Genomic DNA, 22422 nt, shown 5'->3' with positions numbered 1-22422 from the left:
TCAGCCTGCCCCATCGCTGCGTCCCATCGCTGCGCCCATCAGGGGCAGGTCCGCGCGCCCTTGTAGCGGAACCGGCGCCGAGTCCTTCGCCGGCCGGGGCGCCACGCGCGGAAGAATCAGCAGCGCCCGCGCGCCGCGGCCTTCCGGCCGGTCCGCCAGTTCCAGCCTGCCGCCGTGGTCCTCCATGATCTTCTTCACGATGGCAAGGCCGAGGCCGGTGCCCTTCGCCTTGTGCGTCACATAGGGTTCGGTCAGGCGAACACGCTCCTCTCCATCCGGCAGGCCGATCCCGTCATCCTCCACCGCCACCGCCACATGCGCCTCCGCCGGTTCGATGCGCAGCAGGATATGGCCCTTCTCGCCTTCCTCCCGCGGCGCGGCGCCGACGGCATCGGCGGCGTTCTGCAGCAGGTTGGTCAGCGCCTGGCCGATCAGGCGCCGGTCCATCGGCAGGGCCGGCAGATCCTCCGGGATCGCCGTCTCGTAGTGGATCTCCGGGTGCGCCCCCTGCTGCAGCACCAACGCCTCCCGCACCACCTGGTCCAGCCGGTCCGGCCGGATCACCGGCTGCGGCATGCGGGCGAAGGCGGAGAATTCATCCACCATGCGCCCGATATCCCCCACCTGGCGCACGATGGTGTCGGTCAGCGTCCGGAAGGTCTCCGGGTCGCTGGCGATCTCCTTCAGGTATTTCCGCTTCAGCCGCTCGGCGGACAGCATGATCGGCGTCAGCGGGTTCTTGATCTCATGCGCGATGCGGCGCGCCACATCGGCCCAGGCGGCCTTGCGCTGGGCGGATTGCAGTTCGGTGATGTCGTCGAAGGTCAGCACGAAGCCATTGACACGTCCCGGCTGTATCTCCGCACCGATGCGGGCGATCAACATGCGGCGATGCGACGGCGGGCCGATGGGGATTTCCGCCGTATGCGGCCGTTCCGGCTGGGTTCGGGCCGCCTGCACCAGGGCGGAGAATTCCGGCGCCACGCGCGCCAGCGGCAGGCCGATGGCGGCATCCAGGTCCACGCCCAGCAGGATGCTGGCGCTGCGATTCGGCAGGTTGATGCGCGCTTCCGCATCCAGCCCCATCACGCCGGCGGAAACGCCGGAGAGCACCGTCTCGGTGAAGCGCCGGCGCTCATCGATCTGCCGGTAGGCCTCCATCAATTCGCCCCGCTGGGCGGAGAGCTGGCTGGTCATGCGGTTGAAGGCGCGCGACAGGCTGGCGAGTTCGTCATCCTGCGTCCCCTCCTCCACCCGCGTCGCCAGGTCGCCGGCGCGCACCCGCTCGGCGGCGGTGATGAGGCGGGAGATCGGGCGCGCCATCTGGTTGGCGAAGACCAGCCCCACCAGCACCGCCGCCAGCAGCACGAGCAGGGCCGCGCAGGCGAAGATGAGGGCAAAGGTGATCTGCAGGCTGCCGCGGTTGCGGTCCAGCTGGTCGTATTCCTGGAAGGCCAGCTCGGTCGTGCGCATGTGATCCAGCACGCTGCCATCCAGCGGCCGGCCGATCAGCAGCAGCAGGCCCGGCGGGATGTCGAGGTTGGTGACGGCGCGCACCCGGGCATCCGATTCGCCCGGCACCACCGCCACCTCCCCCTGCCGCACCTGTTCCAGCGCCCAGCCGGGCGGCGGCTCGATCATCGCGCCGGGGGTGAAGCCGGCGGCGGCCATGACGCGGCCGAGCGTCGGTTCGAAGACCACCGCCTCCGTCAGCCCGCGGATCGAGGTCTGGGTGGCCAGCAGGCGCTCGAAGGCCGGCACATTGTCCGGCAGGAAGACCTGCGCGGCGCGGTTCAGATCCGCCGCCATCGCCAGCGCATCCACCCGGATCTCGTCCCGGTGCTGGTCCATCCAGGCACGGGAGGCCACCAGCGAGGCCTCCAGCGTCGAGCGCACCCGATCGCTGAACCAGGCCTGGATGCCCAGGTTGAAGAACACCGCGGCGAAGGCGGCGACAATCAGCGCCGGCACCACGGCGACGCCGCCGAACAGCATCACCAGCCGCACATGCAGCCTGGCGCCTGCGCTGCCGCGCCGCCGTTCGGTCCAGACGCGCACAAGGCGGGAGGCGAGCGAGGCCGCCAGCAGCAGCAGCACGCCGGCATTGCACAGCACCACGGCGACGATCTGCCCCGGGCTGGTCGGCCCGAAGGGGCTGCCGCCGGCCAGCAGCACGAAGGTGGCGATGCCCAGCAGCACGGCCGTCACCGCCAGGCCGAGCGTCGTGGCCCGGCCGAAGAAGATGTCGCCGATCCTGCGCCAGCCCAGAGCCATGCAGGCGTTCTAGCCCAGCCGGGCCAGGGGCCAAAGGGCGGCGCGGGCCGTCAGGGCAGGCCCCGCACCACCGGCAGGTCCAGCTCCCGCAGCTTCTTGCGCAGCGTGTTGCGGTTCAGCCCCAGCATGGCCGCGGCCTTGATCTGGTTGCCCCGCGTGGCGGAAAGCGCCAGCTTCAGCAGCGGCCGCTCCACCTCTGCCAGCACCCGGTCATAGAGGTCGCGGATCGGCATGCCGTCCTTGTGTGCGGACATGAAGCCGGCCAGATGCCGCTCCACCGCCTGTTCCAGGGTTTCCGGCGCGCGCGGGCCTTCCTCGGGCGGGGCCGCGGCTTCCGCCAGCTCGGCCCCCACGGCATCGGCGCCGATGATCTCCTGCGGATAGAGCGCCGCCATGCGGCGCATCAGGTTCTCCAATTCGCGGGCATTGCCCGGCCAGGCGTGCTGCTTCAGCCGGTCCATGGCGCCCTGGTCCAGCTGCTTCTGCGGCAGGCCGGCGGCGCGGGCACGTTCCAGGAAGTGCCGCGCCAGCAGGGGAATATCCTCCAGCCGCTCGCGCAGCGGCGGCAGGCGGATCGGCACCACGTTGAGCCGGTAGAACAGATCCTCGCGGAACATGCCGCCACGGATGGATTGCCGCAGGTCCCGATGGGTCGCGGCGACGATGCGGACATTGGCCTTGATCGGCTGCCGGCCGCCGACGGTGGTGAACTCGCCCTCCTGCAGCACGCGCAGAAGCCGGGTCTGCGCCTCGGGCGGCATGTCGCCGATCTCGTCCAGGAACAGCGTGCCGCCGGCGGCCTGTTCGAAGCGGCCGACACCGCGGTTCAGCGCACCGGTGAAGGCGCCGCGCTCATGGCCGAACAGCTCCGATTCGATCAGTTCGCGCGGGATCGCCGCCATGTTGATGGCAACGAAGGGCCCGCCGCGCCGCCGCCCGTAATCGTGCAGCGCGCGGGCCACCAATTCCTTCCCCGTGCCGGATTCGCCGGTGATCATCACGGTGAGGTCGGTGGTGGTGAGGCGGGCGACCGTCCGGTAGATCTCCTGCATGGCGGCGGAGCGGCCTACCAGCGGCAGCCGCTCCTCCGGCTCCTCCGCCTCGGCGATGGAGGGCTGGCTCGGAGCCGCCAGCGCCCGGCCGACGACGGCCAGCAATTCCTTCAGATCGAAGGGCTTGGGCAGGTAGTCGAAGGCACCACGTTGGGTGGCCTTCAGCGCCGTGGAGAAGGTGGACTGCGCCGACATCACCACCACGCGCAAATCAGGCCGCACGCGACGGATGCGCGGCACCAGGTCCAGCCCGTTCTCATCCGGCATGATGACGTCGGTGATGACCAGGTCGCCCTCCCCATCCTCCACCCATCGCCACAAAGTGGCGGCGGAGGAGGTTGCGCGGACATGGTAGCCGGACCGACCAAGCGCCTGGGACAACACGGTTCTAATCGCCCGGTCGTCATCGGCGATCAGGATGGTACGGGTGGTGGCGGAGACCGCGGCAGCGTCGCTCATGCGGCAACTCCGGCAAGGGCACGGCGCGGCGCCGGGGGCGGCACCGGCAGGGAAAGGCGGAACGAGGTGCGGCCGGGCCGGCTGTCGCATTCGATCAGCGCGCCCTGGTCAGCCACCAGCTTGGCGACGAGCGCCAGGCCCAGCCCCTGCCCACCCCGCTTGGTGGTGACGAAGGGCTCGAACAGCGAGGCGCGGATCTGGTCCGGGATGCCCGGCCCATTGTCCCGCACCATCACCTGCAGGGGCAGGTCGACCCTTTCCTGGCTGCCCGGGACGGCGATGCGGACGCCATGGTGGTAGGCGGTGGTCAGCAGGATTTCGCCCTCCCTCGGATCAACGGCTTCGGCGGCGTTCTTCACCAAATTCAGCAGGATCTGGATCAGCAGGTCCCGGTTGCCCCAGACCGGCGGCAGCGAGGGGTCGTAGTCCTGGTTGATCTTCAGATGCGCCGCGAAGCCGGAGAGGGCGATGCGCCGGACATGGTCCAGCACCTCATGGATGTTCACCGGCGCCTGCTCCACCGGGCGTTCGGAGAACATGTCCATCCGCTCCACCAGGTTGCGGATGCGGTCCGCCTCGTCCTGGATGAGCTGGCACAATTCGCGGTCGCCCTCGCTGGCGCCCTGTTCCAGCAATTGCGCGGCGCCGCGGATGCCGGAGAGCGGGTTCTTCACCTCATGGGCGAGCATCGCCGCCATGGCGGAGGCGCCGCGCGCCGCGCCACGGAAGTTCAACTGCCGGTCCAGCATCTGCGCGGTGGAGCCATCCTGCAGCGTCAGCACCACGCCGCCGGGCATTTCCGGCAGCGGCGCCCCATGGGCGGCGACACCGATGCGGCGCATCCGCGGGCTTTCCAGCGCCAGGTCATGGTCGGAAACCGGCGCGTCATGGGCGCGGATCTGCGCCAGCACGCCGAACAGGCGGTTGTCCTCCGGCAGCAGGTCGCGCAGCGAATGGCCGCGCAGGGCGGCGGCGGATTGCTGGAAGAACAATTCGGCGGCCGGGTTGGCGAATCGGAAGCGGTCCTCCGCATCCAGCACCACGGCGGCGATGGGCAGCGCGCCGAGCACGGCGGCACAATCCGGCACCGGCATCGGCGGCGCCGCCACCGGCAGGCGCAGCGCGCGCGCGGCGCGGGTCAGGGCGGAGGTCTTCATGCCGCCAGCCTGGCCTCCGGCACCGCGCCGCGCTCGATCAGCGGCAGGTAGAAGCGGTCGATCAGGGCCAGCACGGCGGCGACATTATCCGTCCGGTTCACTTCGGCGCGGAACTCAGCCGATCCGTGCAGTCCCTTGGAATACCAGGATATATGCTTGCGGGCCAAGCGCAGCCCCGGCTCCGTGCCGTGATGCGCCAGCATGGCGTGGTAATGCGTCAGCAGGGTGCGGTACTGCGCCGCCACATCCGGCTCCGGCTCCAGCACGCCGGTCTGCAGATAGGTGGCGACAAGACGGGGCAGCCAGGGGCGGCCATAGCAGCCGCGGCCGATCATCACGCCATCGGCACCGGACTGGCGCAGCGCCTCCGCCGCATCCAGCGGCGTCAGAATGTCGCCATTGACGATCACCGGCAGGTCGACCGCCGCCTTCACCTGGGCGACGAAGGCCCAGTCGGCGGTGCCGTTGTAGAACATCTGCCGGGTGCGGCCGTGCACCGTCACCATGCGGATCCCGCTCTCCTGCGCGATCTTCGCCAGGCGGGGGGCGTTCAGCGACTGGTGGTCCCAGCCCATGCGCATCTTCAGCGTCACCGGCACGTCCACGGCGCGCACCACCGCCTCCAGGATCCGTGCCGCACCGATCTCGTCGCGCATCAGCGCGGAGCCGGCGGACTGGCCGAGCGCCACCTTCTTCACCGGGCAGCCGAAATTGATGTCGACGATGCCGGCGCCATGCTGCACCACCAGCTTCGCCGCCTCCGCCATCACCGCCGGGTCGCAGCCGGCAAGCTGGACGGAGGCGCCTTCGCCATCCACCTCCACCATCTTCAGCGTGGTGCGGTTCTCCCGCACCATGGCATTGGAGGCGATCATCTCGCTCACCACCAGGCCGGTGCCCTCGGCACGGGCCAGGCGGCGGAAGGGCAGGTCCGTCACGCCGGACATGGGCGCGAGGATCACCGGCATGGCGATCCGCGCACCGCCGAGGTCGATCGGCGACAGGCGCGGCGTGGCGGAGCCGGCGGCGTTGGGGCTGGTCATGCTCATGATTTGGGCAAGATAAGCGGCACCCCGCCTTTCGGCAATGCGAAGCATCGCGATACGACCGAGGCTGCCACTTATTCCGGCAGGGTGTCGAACCGGCGGGCCATGCCCTGGGCCAGGGGCCGGGTCTGCGCTAGTTTCGGTGCATGCAATGCGTCGCGCTTCTGATGGCGGCCGGCAGTGGCAGCCGCTTCGGCGCCGCGCGGCCCAAGCAGTTCCTGCCCCTGCACGGCCGCCCGGTGCTGCGCCATGCGGCGGAGGCGCTGCTGCGCGACGGCGTGGTGGATGCGATCCTGCCCGTCGTCGCCGCCGATTCGCTGGCGGCGGTGGCGGCAATGCTGGCCGGTCTGCCCTGCCTGCCCCCCGTCGCCGGCGGCGCCACCCGCCAGGCCAGCGTCCGCGCCGGGCTGGAGGCGCTGGCCGCGAACCCGCCCGCGCAGGTGCTGGTGCATGACGGCGCCCGCCCCTTCATCGCGCCGGGCAGCGTCGCGGCCCTGCGCGAGGCGCTGGCCACGCACGCCGGCGCGATCCCCGCCCAGCCGGTCAGCGACACGCTGAAGCGGGGCGAGGCGGGGCTGATCCAGGCGACCGTGCCGCGCGCCGGGCTGTTCCGCGCCCAGACGCCGCAAGCCTTCCGATTCGGCCCCCTGCTGGCCGCGCACCGTGGCGCGACGGCAGAAGCCACCGACGACGCCCAGCTCCTGGAAGCCGCCGGCCTGGCGGTGGCGCTGCTGCCGGGGGATGAGCGCAACATCAAGATCACCTGGCCCGGGGATATCGAGCGGATGGAAGCCACCCTGCCCCGCATTCCGCGCATCGGCACCGGCTTCGACGTGCACCGCCTGGTGCCCGGCCGGCCCATGGTGCTGTGCGGCGTCACCCTGCCCTTCCCGCTGGGCCTGTCCGGCCATTCGGATGCCGATGTCGGCATCCATGCCCTGTGCGATGCGATCTATGGCGCGCTGGCGGAGGGCGATATCGGCCGCTGGTTCCCGCCTTCCGAGGAGCAGTGGAAGGACGCCGACAGCGCCCGCTTCCTGCGCCACGCCGCCAGCCGCATCGCCGCCCGGGGCGGGGTGCTGGCCAATGCGGATGTGACGTTGATCTGCGAACGCCCGAAGATCACGCCGCATGCGACCGCCATGCGCGAACGCCTGGCGGACCTGCTGGCCGTGCCGGTCGACCGGATTTCCGTGAAGGCGACCACGACCGAGCGCCTCGGCTTTCCAGGCCGCGGCGAGGGCATCGCGGCCCAGGCGGCCGCCTGCGTGCTGGTGCCGGGCTGAATGGCTACCCGACCCGTTCCAGGATCGAGCAGTAATTCGCCACCGCCGCGCCGCCCATGTTGAACACGCCGGCGCGGTCCGCCTTCGGCAATTGCATGTCGCCGGCCGTGCCGGTGAGCTGCATGGCCGCCAGCACATGCATCGACACGCCGGTGGCTCCAATGGGGTGGCCCTTGGATTTCAGCCCGCCGGAGGGGTTCACCGGCAGCCGGCCATCCTTGGCGGTCCAGCCTTCCAGCGCCGCCCGCGCGCCCTGCCCTTCCGGCACCAGGCCCATCGCCTCGTATTCGATGAGCTCCGCCACGGTGAAGCAGTCATGCGTCTCGACGAAGCTGAGGTCGGACAAGGCGAGGCCCGCGCGGTCCAGCGCCTGGCCCCAGGCGGCGCGCGCACCCTCGAAGCGGATGACGTCGCGCTGCGCGATCGGCATCAGGTCCGTGGTCTGCACCGCGGCGCGGAAGCGCACCGCCTTGCCCATCGATTTGGCGGTTTCCTCATCCGTCAGGATCAGCGCCGCGGCGCCGTCGCTGACCAGCGAGCAATCGGTGCGCTTCAGGGGCGGCGCGACGAAGGGATTCTTCTCGGATTCGGCGCGGCAGAAGGCGAAGCCGAGATCCTTGCGCATCTGCGCATAGGGGTTGGCGACGCCGTTCCGGTGGTTCTTCGCGGCAATCGCCGCCAGCGCATCGGATTGGTCGCCATGGCGTTGGAAGTAGCTCTCGGCGATGCGGCCGAAGACGCCGGCGAAGCCCGCGGGAATGTCGCCCTCATCCTTCCGGTAGGAGGCGCCCAGCAGGATGTCGCCGATCTGCGGCCCCGGCGTCGCCGTCATCTTCTCCGCCCCCACCACCAGGGCGAAGCGGCCACGGCCGGCGGCCAGGAAATCCAGCGCGCCGTGGAGGGCGGCGGAGCCGGTGGCGCAGGCATTCTCATACCGCGTGGTCGGCTTGAAGCGCAGTTCCGGCACGCTCTGCAGCAGCAGGGAGGCGAAGAAATCCTGCTTCGAGAAGCCGCCGTTGAAGACGCCGACGAAGGCGCCATCCACCTCCGCCGCGCCGATCCCCGCATCCTCGATGGCGGCGCGGGCGACGCGGCCGAACAGGCTCTCGATATCCGGGTCATCGAGCTTGCCGAAGGGCGTATGCGCCCAGCCGACGATGCAGGCGGTCATGGCGGGATCCTCCGGTTGTCAGCTTGGCCGGTGACAGGCGGCTGAGGCAGCTTGCATGCGCCGAGCGGCCGAATGGCCGCCGCGGCCGGTGCCGCGAAGCCCAGTCGGCGGATGCCGACGCTCCAGCCTCTCCGGCGGATGCCGACGCTCCAGCCTCTCCGGCGGATGCCGACGCCCGGCGGTTGAGGGCAAGGTCACGTCAGCATCCAGGAAGGCTTGCGGCGCTGCTTGAAGCTGGCGATGCCTTCCTCGGCCTCCGGGCTCGCGGCGCGGCGGGCGAAGCTCTGGGCGCCGGCCTCGGCATAGGCGGGGGGCGAGACGGGGCCGAGCGCGGCCAGCAGCGCCTTGGTCTCCGCCAGCGCGCCCGGGGCGCCCTGCAGGATGTCGGCGATGCTCGCCTGCAGGGCGGCTTCCAGCGCCGTCGCGTCGGGCAGCACCTGGTGGATCAGACCCGTGCGGGCGGCTTCCTCGGCGTCCATCACATGGCCCTGCAGGCAGAGCCGCGCGGCCTCGCTGCGTCCCATGCGGCGCACCAGCCAGGGCAGGATCTGCGCCGGCACCAGGCCGCGCCGCACTTCCGGCGCGGAGAAGCGCGCATCGGCGGAGGCGAGGCAGATATCGGCCGCGGTGACGAAGCCCAGCCCCCCCGCATAGGCGGCGCCCTGCACCGCCGCGATCACCACCTGCGGCAGTTCCGCGATGGCGGCAAAGCGGGCGCCGGTCTTCTGGTTGCGGGCGTGCTGGCGAGCCAGCTTCTCCTCCGGGCTTTCCACCGCGCCCACCTCGGTCAGGTCGAGGCCCGCGCAGAAATGCCCGCCGGCGCCGGACAGTACCAGAACCCGGGCGGAGGCGTCCGTCTTCAATTCGGCCAGCAGGACGTCCAGCGCATCGACCAGCCCCTGGCTCATGGCGTTGCGGCGGTGCGGGCGGTTCAGCACGGCGCGCACCACCGGACCCTCGCGGGTCACCAGGACGGGGTTTTCCTCGGTCATGCGCGGCGCTTCCTTATCCCTTGCAGCGCGGAAAACTCCGCCCGCTTCCGGGCAGCGTCAAGCCGGGGGCGCTACACGCCCGCGCATTCGCCTTCCGGCTGCCGCGCCCGCAGCGCGGCGAGTTCGGCCCGCAGCGTTGCCAATTCGCCGCGCAGGGCGGCGATCTGATCGCCCACCGGGTCCTCGTCCACCGCGCCCAGGCCGTAGCCGATGGCGGGTTCCTGGCAGGGCTGGCCGCGCGGCGGCCGGGCCGGAATACCCACCACGGTGCAGCCGGGCGCGACCGGGGCCACCACCACGGCATTGGCGCCGACGCGGGCGCCGCGGCCGATGCGGATCGGCCCCAGCACCTGCGCGCCCGCACCCACCGTCACCTGGTCCTCCAGCGTCGGATGCCGCTTGCCCGGCTGGCCGGACAGGCCGCCGAGGGTCACGCCGTGATAGATCAGCACGTCGTCGCCGACCTCCGCCGTCTCGCCGATCACCACCCCCATGCCGTGGTCGATGAACAGCCGCCGGCCGATCTTCGCCCCCGGATGGATCTCGATCCCCGTCAGCCAGCGCGCGAGGTGGGAGGAGAAGCGGGCGGCGGCCGGCAGGCCGAGCCGCCACAGCGCGTGCGACAGGCGATGCCACAGCACCGCATGCAGCCCGGCATAGCACAGCAGGGCTTCCACCCAGCTCGGCCGGGCCGGGTCCCGTGCCCGGATCGCCCGGACCAATTCTATGATTTCCAACGCCATCGGGTAAACTCCTCAAGCGAGGGATCAGCCGGCCGCATCCATCCAGGGCGGGGTCGGCAGCCCACGCCCGCGCAGGAAGGCGGGGTTGAACAGCTTGGACTGGTAGCGCGCGGCGCCGTCGCAGAGGATGGTCACCACGGTATGGCCGGGGCCGAGGTCGCGTGCCACGCGGATCGCCGCCGCCACGTTCAGCCCGGCGCTGCCGCCCACCGAGATCCCCTCCTGCATCTGCAGGTCGAAGACCTGTTCCAGCATCGCCGGGTCCTCGATGCGGACCGCGTCGTCGATCAGGTCCCGCGCCTGGGCCAGGTTGCCCGGGGCGCGCGCGGCCTGGCCGATACCCTCCGTGATGGAGCTGCCCTCCGCCTTCGGCGTGCCGGTCTTCACCCAGTCCAGCAGGCCGGAGCCGCCGGGATCGGCGAGGACGATCCGCACGCCGGGCTTGCGCGCCTTCAGCGCACGGGCGACGCCGGCCAAGGTGCCGCCGGTACCACAGGCGCAGGTGAAGGCATCCACCCGGCCATCGGTCTGGTCCCAGATCTCCGGGCCGGTCGTTGCCTCATGGGCCAGGGCATTGGCAGGATTGTCGAACTGGTTCGCCCAGACGGCGCCGAGCTCCTCCGCCAGGCGGCGAGAGACATTGACATAGTGGCCGGGATCGCTGGCTGGCTTGGGCGGCACCAGGCGGAGATCGGCGCCGATCATGCGGAGATAATCCAGCTTCTCCCGCGACTGGGTTTCCGGCACCACGATCACGCTGCGCCAGCCCAGGGCATTGGCGGCCAGCGCGATGCCGATGCCGGTATTGCCGGCAGTGCCCTCCACGATGGTGCCGGCTTGGCCCGGCACCAGGCGCCCTTCCGCCATGGCGGCCTTCAGGATGCCGAGTGCCGCGCGGTCCTTCACGCTGCCGCCGGGGTTCATGAATTCCGCCTTGCCGAGGATCTCGCAGCCCGTCGCTTCCGAGGCGCGCCGCAGGCGGATCAGCGGCGTGTTGCCGACCGCGCCCCAGAAGCCGTCGACCACCCCGTCCACCGCGGTCAGGCCTTCACCTCGACCCAGCGGAGATAGGGGCGCTCCGCCTCCCAGCCCTGCGGGAACAGCGCCTTGGCCTGCTCGTCCGGGATCGAGGGCGGGATGATGGCGCGGTCGCCCGGGCGCCAGTTCACCGGCGTCGCCACCTTCTTCCCGTCGGTGAGCTGGAGGCTGTCGATGACGCGCAAAATCTCGTCGAAGTTGCGGCCGGTGCTGGGCGGATAGACCATGAACAGCCGCACCTTCTTCGCCGGGTCGATGACGAAGACGGTGCGCACGGTGATGGAGGGGTCGGCCTCCGGATGCACCATGCCATACAGCGCGGCGACCTTCTTCTCCGGGTCGGCGATCATGGGGAAGTTCACCGCGTGGCCCTGGGTGTCGGCGATATCCGCCTCCCACCCCGCATGGCGGTCGAGGTCGTCCACCGACAGGCCGATGACCTTCACGCCGCGGCGGTCGAATTCCGGCTTCAGGCGGGCGGTCTCACCGAGCTCGGTGGTGCAGACCGGGGTGAAGTCCTTCGGGTGGCTGAACAGCACGCCCCAGGACGTGCCGAGCCATTCATGGAAGCGGATGGTCCCCTGCGTCGTGGCCGCTTCGAAATCCGGGGCCACCTGGCCGAGCTGGATCATGGCAAGTCCTCCTCATCCGGCGGCCGCGCGGGGCCGCCCCGGGGGACGATAAGGGTATTCCGAAGCCCGATTCCAGCGGGGGTGGCGGGATGGTGCGGGCTGCCGTGGGACCATGCATGCTCCCCCTGCATGGCCGCGCGGCTTGCCTTTCCCCGGGCGGTCGGCGCGGAGACAGCGTCGGCTGCGGAGCAGCCCGGCCGTGGAAGAATATTCAGGCAGCGGGCGGCTGGTCTGCGGCGATGCGGCCAGGCCCGCGGGACGGCCGGCGAGGCGGCGCCTGCCTTCCAAATACCCGCCGGCGAGGGCCGCCATTCGCCGCGGCAAAGCCGGCGCCGCAGCAATCCATTCGCATTTCGCAAGGAAAAGCCGCGGCGCATTGCGCCATCGCGGGCGCGGAGAATGACCCGCTCCATTCCGCCGGCCGCGAAAGCCGTGCCGCGGCCAGATCCTTGTCCCGGAGGCGAATTGATTCCGCGTCAAGCCGTGGCGTATTCTCCCATTTCGCCGTTTCTCAGGCGACCTGGCGCCTCAGACTCGAAAGGCTTCGAGGTCCGTGCCGCGCGCCAGGGCCTCGGTCACCCAGCCGGGGCGCCGCCCGCGACCTGACCAGGTGGCCCCGGTGGGGCTGCGGTATTTCGCCGCCACGGATCGCCCGGCATCCTTGCGCGGCTTGCGCTTCGCCACCGGCATCGGGGCATCATGGCCGATCCGGCCATAGAGTTCCTCAACGCTGAGGCCGAGCGCGGCGGCCTTTTGCGCGAATTCCTCGATCAGCGCCGCCTTGGCGCCTTCCATTTTCTCCTGGCGCTTCTCCTCCGCCGCGGCGATCAGGGCCGTGAGATCGGCAACGCTCAAATCGTCGAGATGGATTGCGGATTTTTCAGCCATGGGCATCTTCCAATCACCAATAATGCCCTTTCGCTAGCCCGGCGCCTGTGATTTCGCAAGATTGGATTGCCGCTTCAATCGAATGCGAAATGGTTATTCGCGGCGCGCGCCGCAGGCCATGGTGCGCGCGTTGCCGCGGCGGCCCGGTTGACCGGGCGAAACGCCGATGATAGTTTCCTAGTCAACAAACAAGACCAGGAGGCGGCCGATGAGCCAGCCCAGGACAGCGCCCTCGGGACTGACCGATCACACCGGGTATTGGATGCGCATGGTGTCGAACGCCGTCTCGCAGGCTTTTGCACGCGCGGTATCGGCCGAAGGCGTCACCGTCGCGGAATGGTCCTTCATGCGGGCGCTTTATGATCTCGAACCGAGCGCGCCGTCGATCCTGGCCGACAAGATGGGCCTGACGAAGGGTGCCATCAGCAAGCTTGCGGAAAGGCTGGTCGCCAAGGGATTGGTCGAACGGGCGGAAAACCGCGACGACCGGCGTGCTCACCGCCTGTCCTTGACCCGGCGGGGCCGGGCGGCAGTTCCGTTGCTGGCAACGCTTGCCGACAGGAATGACGCCGAATTCTTCGCCGCGCTGACGCGGGAAGAGCATGAAACGCTCGATCGGATCCTGAGGGTTCTGGCCGAACGGCGCGACCTGAAAGCCATCCCCCTGGACTGAATCAGACGGCCGAACAGGGTCCCGGCGAAGATGACTCCGGCGAATCCAAGCCTGCCCGACACAACACCACCTGAAAGGAAGCCGCCATGAACGCGGAGCAGAACGCCATTGCCCGAACCTGTCTGCATGCCGCTCAGGAAGGAAGGCTGAGCTTCCCGGATATTGTCGGCAGGCTGAGCGCCGCCGGCTTCGAGGGCTATACGGTCGATTATCGCCGCGACAGCCAGATCTTCTATCTGCCGGAGGGCGACAGCGTCGCGATGGCCATGCAGCCCGCCGCCGGCCCTGTCGCCGCCCGCTTCGATGCCACCGAGATCGCGCGCCTGGTGCGATGGGCCCAGGCGAGCCCCGCCGACTACGGCTACGCCGCCTTCAGCGCCAGGGCGAAAGCCGCCGGCTGCGCGGGTTACCATGTCTCGTTCCTGGGCCGCCGCGTGGTCTATTTCGGCCGAACCGCCGAGACCCATGTCGAGCACTTCCCCCCGTGACGGGTCCCGGCGCTGACATCGTCACACCATCCGGCGGGCAGGGCCGCAGGCGCCTTCGGCCACCGGCACGGCGCCGCGGGCGGGGATGGTGGTGATTTGGCGCACCCGGAGGGATTCGAACCCCCGACCAACGGAGTAGAAATCCGATGCTCTATCCAGCTGAGCTACGGGTGCAAGGCCGGGTTCAGTGGGACCAGTTGTCGGTGCGGCCGAACCTGAAGTTGTCCGCATAGGCCTTCGGCTTGATGTCCGCCTTCACCACCGGCGGCACCGCCACCTCATAGGTCCAGCCACGGGCGGCGGCATAGGCGGCGGCGGCTTCGGCGCTGGGGAAGCGCAGCGTCACCTGGCCCTGGGTATCGCCGGAGCCGGGCCAGCCGGTCAGCGGGTCCAGCCGCTTCGGCTCCCCTGGCGCGAATTCGAGCAGCCATTCGCCGGCCCCGGCGCGGCCGGACTGCATGGCCGATTTCGGCTGGCGGTGGATGCGGACGGTCTGGCTTTCGCGCGACATGGGGCGGTGGTCTTCCTCGCGGGAACAATCCTGCGGTCGACATACACCGGACCGCGCGCGCTGTCGCCAGGGGCGGGCCGGCGGCCGGCATCGCCAATAGCGGCATCCTGCTAACAAGAGGTCAAGCAATGCCGCGCACTCTGACCGCCTGCTCGCGGAGTCCGCCATGCTGCTCGCCCTGTACGACCTGCCGGACATCATGGTCTATGCCTTGTTCATGCTGGTGTCGGGCCTGATGGCGGCGCTGGCCTGCCGGCTGGGCGCCCCGCTGGTGGACCTGCCGTCCGCCAAGGATCACCTCGACATCGCCATGCGGACCACCGCCGCCGTGGTCTCCGCCCTCACCCTCACCCTGGCCTTCTGCGCCATCCAGGCCCGCACCCAGCAGAGCGAGGCGCAGCGCCTGGTCAGCCTGGAGGTCTCGGCCATCAGCGGCGTGGCGCGGCAGGCGGCACGGATGGAGGCCGAGGGCGGGCACATCCACCTTGCCGTGATGGCCTACCTGCACAGCGTGGTGGACACGGAATTCCACCGCATGGCCGACCATGGCCGCGATCCCACGACCCAGCGCCTGGCGGAGACCTTGGAACACGCGGTCTATGCCGCCGCCGCCGGCGCCTCGGACAGCGTCGCGGCGGATCTGATGGAGCAGGCGGACGATCTGGACCAGGCGCGGGAGGAACGGCTGCACGCGGCCACCACGGGGCTGCCTCGCGCCTTCTGGCTGCTGATTGCCATGCTGTTGGGGCTGCTGGTCGCCACCGGCGTGCTGTACCCGCCGCGCCGGCACACCATCGGGATGCTCGGCGTGCAGGCGGCGGGCGTGGGCTCGCTCGTTGCCTTCGTGTTCCTGATGGACCAGCCCTTCCGGGGCCACCTGTCGGTCAGCGCGGCGCCCTATGAGTCGCTGATCCACAGCCTGACCCACCGGGCGGAAGTGGCGGCGGCGATCCGGCGCGGCATCCTGGTCGCCGAACCGCCGCCGCAGCCCGAGGCCCCGCGGGTGGCGGAGGAAGCGCCGGCGCCGGCCACGCGGTAGTGCGTTGGCCGCCTGCCCGCTCCTGTCCTACAGCCACGCCGAATCCATCGGGGGAATGGCATGGCGTGGATCTACCTGGCGGCGGCCGGGCTGCTGGAAGTGGGCTGGGCGATGGGCCTGAAGCACACGCATGGCTTCACCCGGCTCTGGCCCAGCCTGATCACCCTGGCTGCCATGGCCGCAAGCTTCTGGCTGCTGGCCCTGGCCCTGAAGACGCTGCCGATCGGCACCGCCTATGCCATCTGGACCGGCATCGGCGCGGTCGGCACCGCGCTGCTCGGCATCTGGCTGCTGGGCGAGCCCGCCAACCCGGCCAGGCTGGCGGGCATCGGCCTGATCCTCGGCGGGATCGTCACGCTGAAGCTGGCCGGATGAAGCGTCGGCGGTCTCCGACCCGCCCCACCAGGGCCAGACCAAGGCCGCCCGACGGCCGGGGGCCGCTGGGCCATCAGATCGGCGCGCGGCCTTCCGCCACGCGCCGGTCATCGGCCTCCACCATCATCGCCACCATCCGGGCGAAGCTGGTCTGCGGCTTCCAGCCGAGCTTGCACGCCGCCTTGCCGGCGCAGCCCACCAGCAATTCAACCTCCGCCGGGCGGTAGAAGGCCGGGTCCACCTGCACCAGCAGGCGGCCGCTGCGGCGGTCGAGCCCCCTCTCGGTATCGCCCGCGCCTTCCCACACCAGGTCGAAGCCCAGCGGTTCCGCCGCGCGCTCCACGAAGTCGCGCACCGTGCGCGCCTCCCCCGTGGCCAGCACATAGTCGTCCGGCGTGTCCTGCTGCAGCATCAGCCACATGCCCTGCACGTAATCCTCCGCGAAGCCCCAGTCGCGCCGCGCCTCCAGGTTGCCCAGCCGCAGCACATCCAGCTTGCCGTGCTTCAGCAACGCCATGGAGTAGGTGATCTTGCGGGTGACGAAGTCGATGCCCCGCAGCGGCGATTCATGGTTGAACAGGATGCCGCTGCTGCAATGCATGCCGTAGCTCTCGCGGTAGTTCACCGTCAGCCAGTGGGCATAGAGCTTCGCCACGCCATAGGGGCTGCGCGGGTAGAAGGAGGTCGCCTCGTCCTGCGGCACCGCCTGCACCTTGCCGAACATCTCGCTGGTGGAGGCCTGGTAGAAGCGCGCGCGGCCGCCGGCCTGGCGCACCGCTTCCAGCAGCCTGGCCGGGCCCAGCGCGTCGATGTCCGCGGTGTAGATCGGCTGTTCGAAGGACAGGCCGACGAAGCTCTGCGCCGCCAGGTTGAAGATCTCGTCCGGCTTCACCTTCTCCAGCGCCCGCTGGATGTTGGTCTGCTCATGCAGGTCGAGGTCGACGCGCTCGACCGCCTCAGCGATCCCGAGCTCGCGCAGCCTGCCATCGTTGGAGGAGGAGGAGCGGCGGAAGGTGCCGACCACCCGATACCCCTTCGCCAACAGCAGGCGGGCGAGGTAGGCGCCATCCTGCCCGGTGATGCCCGTGACCAAGGCCGTCTTCGTCATGTCGTGTCTCTCTGTGTTTTCGGCCGGGGCCGAACTGGCAGGCGCAGCAATGCAATCCGCGCGGCGACAACGCGCCGGCGGGCTCAGGGATGCAGGGCGGGGGCGCGCAGCAGGGCGCGGTAGTCGGGCGCCGGGAAGCGGCGCGGCAGCGGATGGCGCAAGGCGGGCTCGGCCGCGATGCGGCGCAGCAGCGTGGCGGCGGCGCGGATGTCGGGGTCGGCCCAGGCGGCGTTGGGCAGGTCGTAGGTCGCCTGCGCATCGGCGGCCTGCACCAGGCGGGCAGGCACGCCATGCGCGCCGGGGCCGTCCATGAAATCCACATTGCCGGACCAGGCCGTGGCGACCACCGGCCGGCCCAGGGCCAGCGCCTCCGCCAGGGTGAAGCCGAAGCCTTCCGCCCGATGCAGCGACAGCAGCACGTCGCAGGCCAGCACCAGGGCGGAGAGGTCCGCATCCGACAGCGCCGCATCCAGCACCCGCACATTCGGCCGCGCCGCCGCCTGCGCCGCCACCGCGCGCCAGGCCTCCCCGGCGCGGGCGGTGTTGTGGACCTTCAGCACCAGCAGGTGGCGCGGGTCGTCGCCGAAGGCGGCGTGGTGCGCCGCGATGCCGGCGGAGGGGTTCTTCCGCGCGATGGAGGAGGCCGCGTCGAACACCTGCAGCGCCAGGAAGGCCTCCTCCGGCAGCCCGAAATCGGCGCGCGCCAGGGCGGATGGCGCGGCCGGGTCCACCGGATAGGGCACCACCCGCACCGGTACCGTCCCCGCATCGCGGAAGGCCGCGGCGGTGAAGGCGGATCCGGCCCAGATCTCGTGGCAGGACCCGAAGCCGCGCTGCCAATCCGCCGGCAGCACCGGCAATTCCCAGTTCCACACCGCGACCACGCGCTTGCCGGCGACCGCGCCGCGGCCGAGGGCGGCCAGCGCCCAGGGCAGCATGGGCCCGTTCACATGCACCAGCAGCGTCCCCGGCCCGTCCGGCACCGCGGGTGGCGGGCCGGGCGGGCCCTGGCGCAGCTTCCCGGTGAGGTCGGCGGCCAGCGGCTCCAGCCCCGCCGCCGCCAACCCGGCCTGCAGGCGCCGCGCGGCGGTGCCCAGGCCGCTCATCGCGCGGAAATACCCGGCATGGGCCAGCAGCCCAACGCCGGAAGGCGCCGGCCGGGCGATGCGCGGGGCGCGCAGCGCCATCAGGCTGAACAGCGCCTCCCGCCGCATGCGGCGGGGCAGCAGGCTCCAGGTGCGGTGGATCAGGCTCATCCCGCCACCGCCGCCGGGCGCCGTGCCTCGAAGACGCGCAGGGGAAGGTCGCTGCCGTGGATCGTCACGGCGTGCTCCAGCATCTCGAAGCCGGCCGCCTGCACGATCTCCGGCAGGTCCAGCCCGAAATCGGTGAACACCAGCGCCCCCTCCGCCCGCAGCGGGTCGCCATGGAAGGCGGGCGGCAGCAGGTGCTCCACCCCGGCCGGGCCCAGCCGGGCACGGGTGACGCTGTGCCGCAGGTCGCGGTCCTGCGGCACGGTGAAGAGGTGCGACCCGCCCGGCCGCAGCACGCGGAAGCTCTCGGCGAAGGCGCGCGCCGGGTCCGGCACATGCTCCAGCACGTCCTGGCTCAGCAGCATGTCGAACTGCGCGTCGGGGTAGGTCAGGCGGGTCAGGTCCTCGCAGCGGATGCCCTGCGGGCCGCACTCGCCCGGCGCCACGCCATCGATGAACTCGGAGCACGCATAGCCGGGCCAGCCGCGCAGCGTGTCGGCGATGCCGCCGACGAAGCCGAATTCGTGCAGCCTTATCCCGGGCGCCTGGCGGCTCCATTCGGCCAGCGAGTCCACGCCCGGCACCGCCAGCCGGGACAGCAGCACCTGCGCCACCGCCTGGCTGCGGCCCAGCGCGTAGCAGGCCTGGCAGCGAATCGCCTCGCGCACCTCGGGCCCCTCGGTCGGCGCCAGGCGGGCGGAGCCGCAGACCGGACAGCGCGGCGTGTCGAACACCCGCGCGGCGGCATGGCGCCCGGCGGCGCAGGTGAAGCGGCGGCGCACCAGCGTGGCGCCGGCCTCCGACAGCGCGGCGCAGCGCGCCGGGTCGCGCAGCAGGGCGAGCGCCGCCGCCGCCAGCGCCGAGGCGGATTCCTCCACCAGCGCCTCCTGCCCCGGTTCGATGCCGATGCCCTCGGCGCCGACCGCACTGGTCACCACCGGCACGCCGTTCTGCAGCGCCTGCACCACCTTGCCCTTCACCCCGGCGCCGAAGCGCAGCGGCGCCAGGAACAGCCGCGCCGCGGCCAGGAAGGGCTCCACCGCCGGGACATGCCCGGTGACCACCACGCGCGGCCCGGCCAGCGCCTGCACCGCCGGCGGCGGGGCGTAGCCCACCAGCACCAGCCGCGCGGCGGGCTCCTCCTGCCAGATTTCCGGCATGACCTCGTTGGCCAGCATCAGCGCGGCATCGACATTGGGCGTGTGCGGGAAGCCGCCGACGAAGACGATGTCGCGCAGCGGTTCGAAATGCGCCGCGTCATGGGCGCGGATCTCGGCTTCCTCGAAGAAATAGGGCGGGATCGCCACCACCTCCCGCCCCGGGGCCAGGGTGCGGATCAGCGCGGCCTCCGCCTCGCTCGGCGTCGTCACGCGGTCCACCTCCCGGAAGATGGCGATCTCCTGCGCCGCCACGCGGTCCGCCTCCGCGTGCAGCGCCGGGTCGTCGCGCAGTGTGGCCTCGCGCCGCAGGCGCTGGTGGTGCAGGTCGTGGGTGTAATAGGCGAGCATGGCGGAGGAATGCCGCCGGACCGGGCCCAGCAGCCGCTCCGCCACATCCGGCCGCGCCAGCCAGGCGGCGCGCAGGTGCCGGCCATGCGCTTCAAGCCAGTCCTCCGCGGTGCGCGGGGCGCGCACCAGCTCGATGCCCTGCGCCTCCAGCGCCTCGGCCGCCGGGCCCTCCGCCACGCCGTCCATCGGCGCGAAGGCGACGCGCCAGCCGGCGGCGGCCATCAGCCCCAGGTAGCGCGCGATGGTGACGTCGCCGGCATGGCGGTCCGGCCGCGGCACTGCATGGTCCGCCACCAGCAGCAGCGGTCCCTCGCCGGCCGCGTGGCGCAACTCGAAGGCGTCGCCGCGGTCCCAGGGGTGCTTGCGCAGCTGGTCGGCGAAGCGGGCGACGAAGGTGGCGTGGTTGCGCAGCGAAAGCCGGTCGCGCTCCGCCGCGCCGTAGGAGGCGCTGCCGAGATGCACCACCCGGCAGGCCGGCGCGTAGATCACGGACAGGCCGCGCGCCCGGGCGCGGAAGGCGAGGTCGAATTCCTCGTAGAAGGCGGGCGCATAGGCCTCGTCGAAGCCGTCCAGCGCGGCGAAGACCGCGCGGGGCAGCAGCAGGCAGGCGCCGGTGACGCAATCGACCGGGCGACGGTAGGTATAGGCGCCATCCTGCGCACTGGCGCCGCGGCCGATCGGGTAGCCCCAGCCATTGCCGAGGATGCGCCAGCCGGCATCCTGCACCGTGCCGTCGCGGTTCAGCAGCATGCCGCCGACGAGGCCGGCCTGCGGCACGCCTTCCGCCGTGGCCACCAGCGCCGCCAGCCAGTCGGGCTGGACGATGGTGTCGCTGTTGAGGAAGCAGAGATGCCGGCCGCGCGCAGCCGCGGCGCCGCGGTTGCAGCTGCGCAGGAAGCCCAGATTTGCCGCATTCGCCAGGCGCAGCAGGCCGGGGCTGTCCGGCAGCTGCGGCAGCACCGGCTGGCTGGGGTCGTCATCCACCAGCACCACCTCGAAGGTCGGCCCGTCAGCCGCGGCGGCGACCAGGGCGCGCAGGCAGGTCTCGAGGTCCGCCAGGCCGCGCCAGGCGGGGATGATGACGGAGACATCCGGCGCCTCCACCGCCGGGAAGGCGATGCGCAGGTCGCCATGCGCGGCGAAGAATTCGGCCTGCAGGTCGCGGCGCGGCGGTGGCGGCGGCGCGCCCAGGCCATGGATGGGCGGGCTGAGGCTGGGCAGGGTCGGCGGCGCTGCGATGACCGGCCTGGCCTCGGCAGGTGCCGGGGGGGCGGGTGGCAGGGCGGGCGCTGGCGGCGGCGCCTCACGCTGGGCGCGCTGCGCCGCGCGGTGGCGCCGCCACTGCATGGCCCGATGGCCGATCTGCAGGGTTGCCGTCCACCACAGCAGCTTGGCGCCGCGGCCGAGCCAGCGCGCCGTGCGCGGATGCCTTCGGCCGAGCCAGCGCAGCGGGCCCAGCGCGCGCCAGCCGGTGCTGCGGTGGATCTGCTCCAGCATGCCGATCAGGTGGACGACATGCGCCTCCGCCGCCTCCCGCGCCTGCTGCACGGCGTGCAGGCGCGCATGGGCCTCGGCGGCCTGCCGCGCCTGGTCGATCCGCGCCGCCTCCCGCGCCTGGCGAAGGGCGGAATCGGTGCCGGCGGCCGCGCCGCGGCGGGCCTCGTCGCGTTCCATCAGGGTGCGGCGCTGGCTGGCCTCGGCGGCCTCCCGCGCCTGGCGTTCCGCCACAAGGGTCGTCTCCAGCGCGGCCAGGTCGCGCGCCAGGCGGGCGGCTTCCGCCAGGGCCGCGGCCGCCGCCTGTTCCGCGGCACGCAGCGCGGCTTCGGCCTGCGGCAGGCGTTCCCGCAACGCCGCGGCTTCCGCCCGTGCCGCGTCGCCTTCCGCCTGCTGGCGGTGCGAAGCGGCCTCGGCCTGCGGCAGCCGTGCCGCGTCCTCCACCACGTCATGCACCCGTCGGCGGTCGAGATAGGCGGAGGATGGCAGCACCGGCAGCGCCCCGTCGCCTGCCAGGCCGAGCAGGTAGTGCGGCCGCGCCAGGCCACCGGTCGCCTCGATGATGTCCGGGGAGCGCCGTTCGTAGCTGCGCCAGCCATGGCCTGCCGCCACCACGGACCCCAGCATCGGGCGCTGGCGCAGCACCCGGCTGGCCGCAAAATGCCGCGCCAGCAGGGTGCCGAATTCCGGCTCCGTCAGTTCCAGCACATGGAAGGGGTTCGGCGCCGCGCCCGCGGCGGAATACACCATGCGTTCCGGCGTGCTGACCAGGAACAGCCCGCCCGGCCGCAGCACCCGCCGCACCTCCGCCAGGAAGCGCGCCTGGTCCGGCAGGTGTTCCAGCGTCTCGAAGCAGACCACCAGGTCGAAGCTGGCATCGGCCAGCGGCAGCGCCTGGGCATCGGCGCACAGGAAGCGCAGCCCGGCACGCGCATAGTTGCGTTGCGCATGGGCGACGGAGGCCGCATCCAGTTCCACGCCGGTGACGCTGCGCGCCAGCCCCGCCAGCAGCGCCGCGCCGTAGCCTTCCCCGGACGCCACATCCAGCACGTCGCGCCCATCCGCCAGGTCACGGGCGATGCAGTAGCGGTGCAGATGTTCGAATTCGATCTGGCCGCTGACCGCGCTCGTCATACGCTCCCCAGTAAAATCCAGGGGCGTGTTCGGATGAGGAAAGCGAAAGTTCCCATCGCTCCGCGAATTTTCCAAAACTTCGCGTGAGGAAGCGGCCACGA

The 22422-nt window shown here is 71.5% G+C and carries 19 protein-coding genes and 1 tRNA gene; 5 read left to right on the top strand and 15 right to left on the bottom strand.

Translation table 11 applies throughout. The features are described from left to right. From HEQ75_RS05285 to dusB, 4 genes are read right to left on the bottom strand one after another with little or no spacing between them, the layout of a single operon-like run. Positions 1-2274 (bottom strand): sensor histidine kinase NtrY-like, encoded by a 2274-nt coding sequence (locus tag HEQ75_RS05285; RefSeq protein WP_168027876.1) that lies wholly within the window; start codon positions 2272-2274, stop codon positions 1-3. Between the two features lie 50 nt (positions 2275-2324). Next, positions 2325-3785 (bottom strand): nitrogen regulation protein NR(I), encoded by a 1461-nt coding sequence (gene ntrC, locus HEQ75_RS05280; protein WP_168027875.1) that lies wholly within the window; start codon positions 3783-3785, stop codon positions 2325-2327. After that, positions 3782-4942, bottom strand: a complete 1161-nt coding sequence (locus tag HEQ75_RS05275) for a two-component system sensor histidine kinase NtrB (protein WP_407925878.1) — start codon at positions 4940-4942, stop codon at positions 3782-3784. The genes ntrC and HEQ75_RS05275 overlap by 4 nt, the downstream gene beginning before the upstream one ends. Beyond that, on the bottom strand, positions 4939-5985 hold the full coding sequence (dusB, locus tag HEQ75_RS05270; protein WP_168027900.1) for a tRNA dihydrouridine synthase DusB: 1047 nt from the start codon (positions 5983-5985) through the stop codon (positions 4939-4941). Before dusB ends, HEQ75_RS05275 begins: the two co-directional genes overlap by 4 nt. 149 nt (positions 5986-6134) lie before the next feature. Between dusB and HEQ75_RS05265 the strand changes: the two genes are divergently transcribed. After that, on the top strand, positions 6135-7274 hold the full coding sequence (locus HEQ75_RS05265; RefSeq protein WP_168027874.1) for a bifunctional 2-C-methyl-D-erythritol 4-phosphate cytidylyltransferase/2-C-methyl-D-erythritol 2,4-cyclodiphosphate synthase: 1140 nt from the start codon (positions 6135-6137) through the stop codon (positions 7272-7274). Between the two features lie 4 nt (positions 7275-7278). Here the strand turns inward: HEQ75_RS05265 and HEQ75_RS05260 are convergent, their stop codons facing one another. The 6 genes from HEQ75_RS05260 to HEQ75_RS05235 all read right to left on the bottom strand — a co-directional run bounded on the left by HEQ75_RS05260 (position 7279) and on the right by HEQ75_RS05235 (position 12738). Then, positions 7279-8445, bottom strand: a complete 1167-nt coding sequence (locus HEQ75_RS05260) for an acetyl-CoA acetyltransferase (RefSeq protein WP_168027873.1) — start codon at positions 8443-8445, stop codon at positions 7279-7281. 194 nt (positions 8446-8639) lie between these two features. Beyond that, complete coding sequence (locus HEQ75_RS05255; RefSeq protein WP_168027872.1) at positions 8640-9437, bottom strand: enoyl-CoA hydratase/isomerase family protein; 798 nt, start codon at positions 9435-9437, stop codon at positions 8640-8642. 71 nt (positions 9438-9508) lie between these two features. Further along, positions 9509-10180 (bottom strand): serine O-acetyltransferase, encoded by a 672-nt coding sequence (gene cysE, locus HEQ75_RS05250; protein ID WP_168027871.1) that lies wholly within the window; start codon positions 10178-10180, stop codon positions 9509-9511. A 24-nt stretch (positions 10181-10204) separates the two neighbouring features. Continuing rightward, positions 10205-11215: a cysteine synthase A gene (locus tag HEQ75_RS05245; RefSeq protein ID WP_168027870.1), complete on the bottom strand. Its 1011-nt coding sequence runs from the start codon at positions 11213-11215 to the stop codon at positions 10205-10207. A gap of 5 nt (positions 11216-11220) precedes the next feature. Then, positions 11221-11850, bottom strand: coding sequence for a peroxiredoxin (locus HEQ75_RS05240; RefSeq protein ID WP_168027869.1), 630 nt, complete (start codon positions 11848-11850; stop codon positions 11221-11223). Positions 11851-12378: 528 nt separating this feature from the next. After that, positions 12379-12738, bottom strand: a complete 360-nt coding sequence (locus HEQ75_RS05235) for an H-NS histone family protein (protein WP_168027868.1) — start codon at positions 12736-12738, stop codon at positions 12379-12381. A 208-nt stretch (positions 12739-12946) separates the two neighbouring features. Between HEQ75_RS05235 and HEQ75_RS05230 the strand changes: the two genes are divergently transcribed. Both HEQ75_RS05230 and HEQ75_RS05225 read left to right on the top strand, forming a co-directional pair. Then, complete coding sequence (locus HEQ75_RS05230) at positions 12947-13411, top strand: MarR family winged helix-turn-helix transcriptional regulator (RefSeq protein WP_209318357.1); 465 nt, start codon at positions 12947-12949, stop codon at positions 13409-13411. A gap of 86 nt (positions 13412-13497) precedes the next feature. Continuing rightward, a complete protein-coding gene (locus HEQ75_RS05225; protein WP_168027867.1) occupies positions 13498-13899 on the top strand; it encodes a DUF1398 domain-containing protein in 402 nt (133 codons plus the stop codon). Positions 13900-13996: 97 nt separating this feature from the next. Here HEQ75_RS05225 and HEQ75_RS05220 read toward each other — a convergent pair. Next, a tRNA-Arg gene (locus HEQ75_RS05220) sits at positions 13997-14073 on the bottom strand. 10 nt (positions 14074-14083) lie between these two features. After that, positions 14084-14410: an NADH dehydrogenase ubiquinone Fe-S protein 4 gene (locus tag HEQ75_RS05215; RefSeq protein WP_168027866.1), complete on the bottom strand. Its 327-nt coding sequence runs from the start codon at positions 14408-14410 to the stop codon at positions 14084-14086. A 166-nt stretch (positions 14411-14576) separates the two neighbouring features. Between HEQ75_RS05215 and HEQ75_RS05210 the strand changes: the two genes are divergently transcribed. Next, positions 14577-15449, top strand: a complete 873-nt coding sequence (locus HEQ75_RS05210) for a bestrophin-like domain (protein WP_168027865.1) — start codon at positions 14577-14579, stop codon at positions 15447-15449. A gap of 60 nt (positions 15450-15509) precedes the next feature. Beyond that, complete coding sequence (sugE, locus tag HEQ75_RS05205) at positions 15510-15824, top strand: quaternary ammonium compound efflux SMR transporter SugE (RefSeq protein ID WP_168027864.1); 315 nt, start codon at positions 15510-15512, stop codon at positions 15822-15824. A 73-nt stretch (positions 15825-15897) separates the two neighbouring features. Here the strand turns inward: sugE and gmd are convergent, their stop codons facing one another. The 3 genes from gmd to HEQ75_RS05190 form a co-directional block, all read right to left on the bottom strand. Then, positions 15898-16932 (bottom strand): GDP-mannose 4,6-dehydratase, encoded by a 1035-nt coding sequence (gmd, locus tag HEQ75_RS05200; RefSeq protein ID WP_168027863.1) that lies wholly within the window; start codon positions 16930-16932, stop codon positions 15898-15900. 83 nt (positions 16933-17015) lie between these two features. Continuing rightward, positions 17016-18188: a glycosyltransferase gene (locus tag HEQ75_RS05195; protein WP_168027862.1), complete on the bottom strand. Its 1173-nt coding sequence runs from the start codon at positions 18186-18188 to the stop codon at positions 17016-17018. Further along, positions 18185-22321: a methyltransferase domain-containing protein gene (locus HEQ75_RS05190; RefSeq protein WP_168027861.1), complete on the bottom strand. Its 4137-nt coding sequence runs from the start codon at positions 22319-22321 to the stop codon at positions 18185-18187. The genes HEQ75_RS05195 and HEQ75_RS05190 overlap by 4 nt, the downstream gene beginning before the upstream one ends. Positions 22322-22422 lie beyond the last annotated feature (101 nt).

Origin of the sequence: Falsiroseomonas selenitidurans, from assembly GCF_012103215.1 — a bacterium.
Taxonomy (GTDB): domain Bacteria; phylum Pseudomonadota; class Alphaproteobacteria; order Acetobacterales; family Acetobacteraceae; genus Falsiroseomonas; species Falsiroseomonas selenitidurans.
The sequence above is the reverse complement of the archived record's forward strand: the minus strand, read 5'-3'. Positions and strand labels throughout refer to the sequence as shown.

What these genes read in the sequence shown, in the direction of transcription:
- HEQ75_RS05285 (WP_168027876.1), bottom strand. Translation starts at nt 2,274, where the DNA reads ATGGCTCTGGGCTGGCGCAGGATCGGCGACATCTTCTTCGGCCGGGCC.
- ntrC (WP_168027875.1), bottom strand. Translation starts at nt 3,785, where the DNA reads ATGAGCGACGCTGCCGCGGTCTCCGCCACCACCCGTACCATCCTGATC.
- HEQ75_RS05275 (WP_407925878.1), bottom strand. Translation starts at nt 4,942, where the DNA reads ATGAAGACCTCCGCCCTGACCCGCGCCGCGCGCGCGCTGCGCCTGCCG.
- dusB (WP_168027900.1), bottom strand. Translation starts at nt 5,985, where the DNA reads ATGACCAGCCCCAACGCCGCCGGCTCCGCCACGCCGCGCCTGTCGCCG.
- HEQ75_RS05265 (WP_168027874.1), top strand. Translation starts at nt 6,135, where the DNA reads ATGCAATGCGTCGCGCTTCTGATGGCGGCCGGCAGTGGCAGCCGCTTC.
- HEQ75_RS05260 (WP_168027873.1), bottom strand. Translation starts at nt 8,445, where the DNA reads ATGACCGCCTGCATCGTCGGCTGGGCGCATACGCCCTTCGGCAAGCTC.
- HEQ75_RS05255 (WP_168027872.1), bottom strand. Translation starts at nt 9,437, where the DNA reads ATGACCGAGGAAAACCCCGTCCTGGTGACCCGCGAGGGTCCGGTGGTG.
- cysE (WP_168027871.1), bottom strand. Translation starts at nt 10,180, where the DNA reads ATGGCGTTGGAAATCATAGAATTGGTCCGGGCGATCCGGGCACGGGAC.
- HEQ75_RS05240 (WP_168027869.1), bottom strand. Translation starts at nt 11,850, where the DNA reads ATGATCCAGCTCGGCCAGGTGGCCCCGGATTTCGAAGCGGCCACGACG.
- HEQ75_RS05235 (WP_168027868.1), bottom strand. Translation starts at nt 12,738, where the DNA reads ATGGCTGAAAAATCCGCAATCCATCTCGACGATTTGAGCGTTGCCGAT.
- HEQ75_RS05230 (WP_209318357.1), top strand. Translation starts at nt 12,947, where the DNA reads ATGAGCCAGCCCAGGACAGCGCCCTCGGGACTGACCGATCACACCGGG.
- HEQ75_RS05225 (WP_168027867.1), top strand. Translation starts at nt 13,498, where the DNA reads ATGAACGCGGAGCAGAACGCCATTGCCCGAACCTGTCTGCATGCCGCT.
- HEQ75_RS05215 (WP_168027866.1), bottom strand. Translation starts at nt 14,410, where the DNA reads ATGTCGCGCGAAAGCCAGACCGTCCGCATCCACCGCCAGCCGAAATCG.
- HEQ75_RS05210 (WP_168027865.1), top strand. Translation starts at nt 14,577, where the DNA reads ATGCTGCTCGCCCTGTACGACCTGCCGGACATCATGGTCTATGCCTTG.
- sugE (WP_168027864.1), top strand. Translation starts at nt 15,510, where the DNA reads ATGGCGTGGATCTACCTGGCGGCGGCCGGGCTGCTGGAAGTGGGCTGG.
- gmd (WP_168027863.1), bottom strand. Translation starts at nt 16,932, where the DNA reads ATGACGAAGACGGCCTTGGTCACGGGCATCACCGGGCAGGATGGCGCC.
- HEQ75_RS05195 (WP_168027862.1), bottom strand. Translation starts at nt 18,188, where the DNA reads ATGAGCCTGATCCACCGCACCTGGAGCCTGCTGCCCCGCCGCATGCGG.
- HEQ75_RS05190 (WP_168027861.1), bottom strand. Translation starts at nt 22,321, where the DNA reads ATGACGAGCGCGGTCAGCGGCCAGATCGAATTCGAACATCTGCACCGC.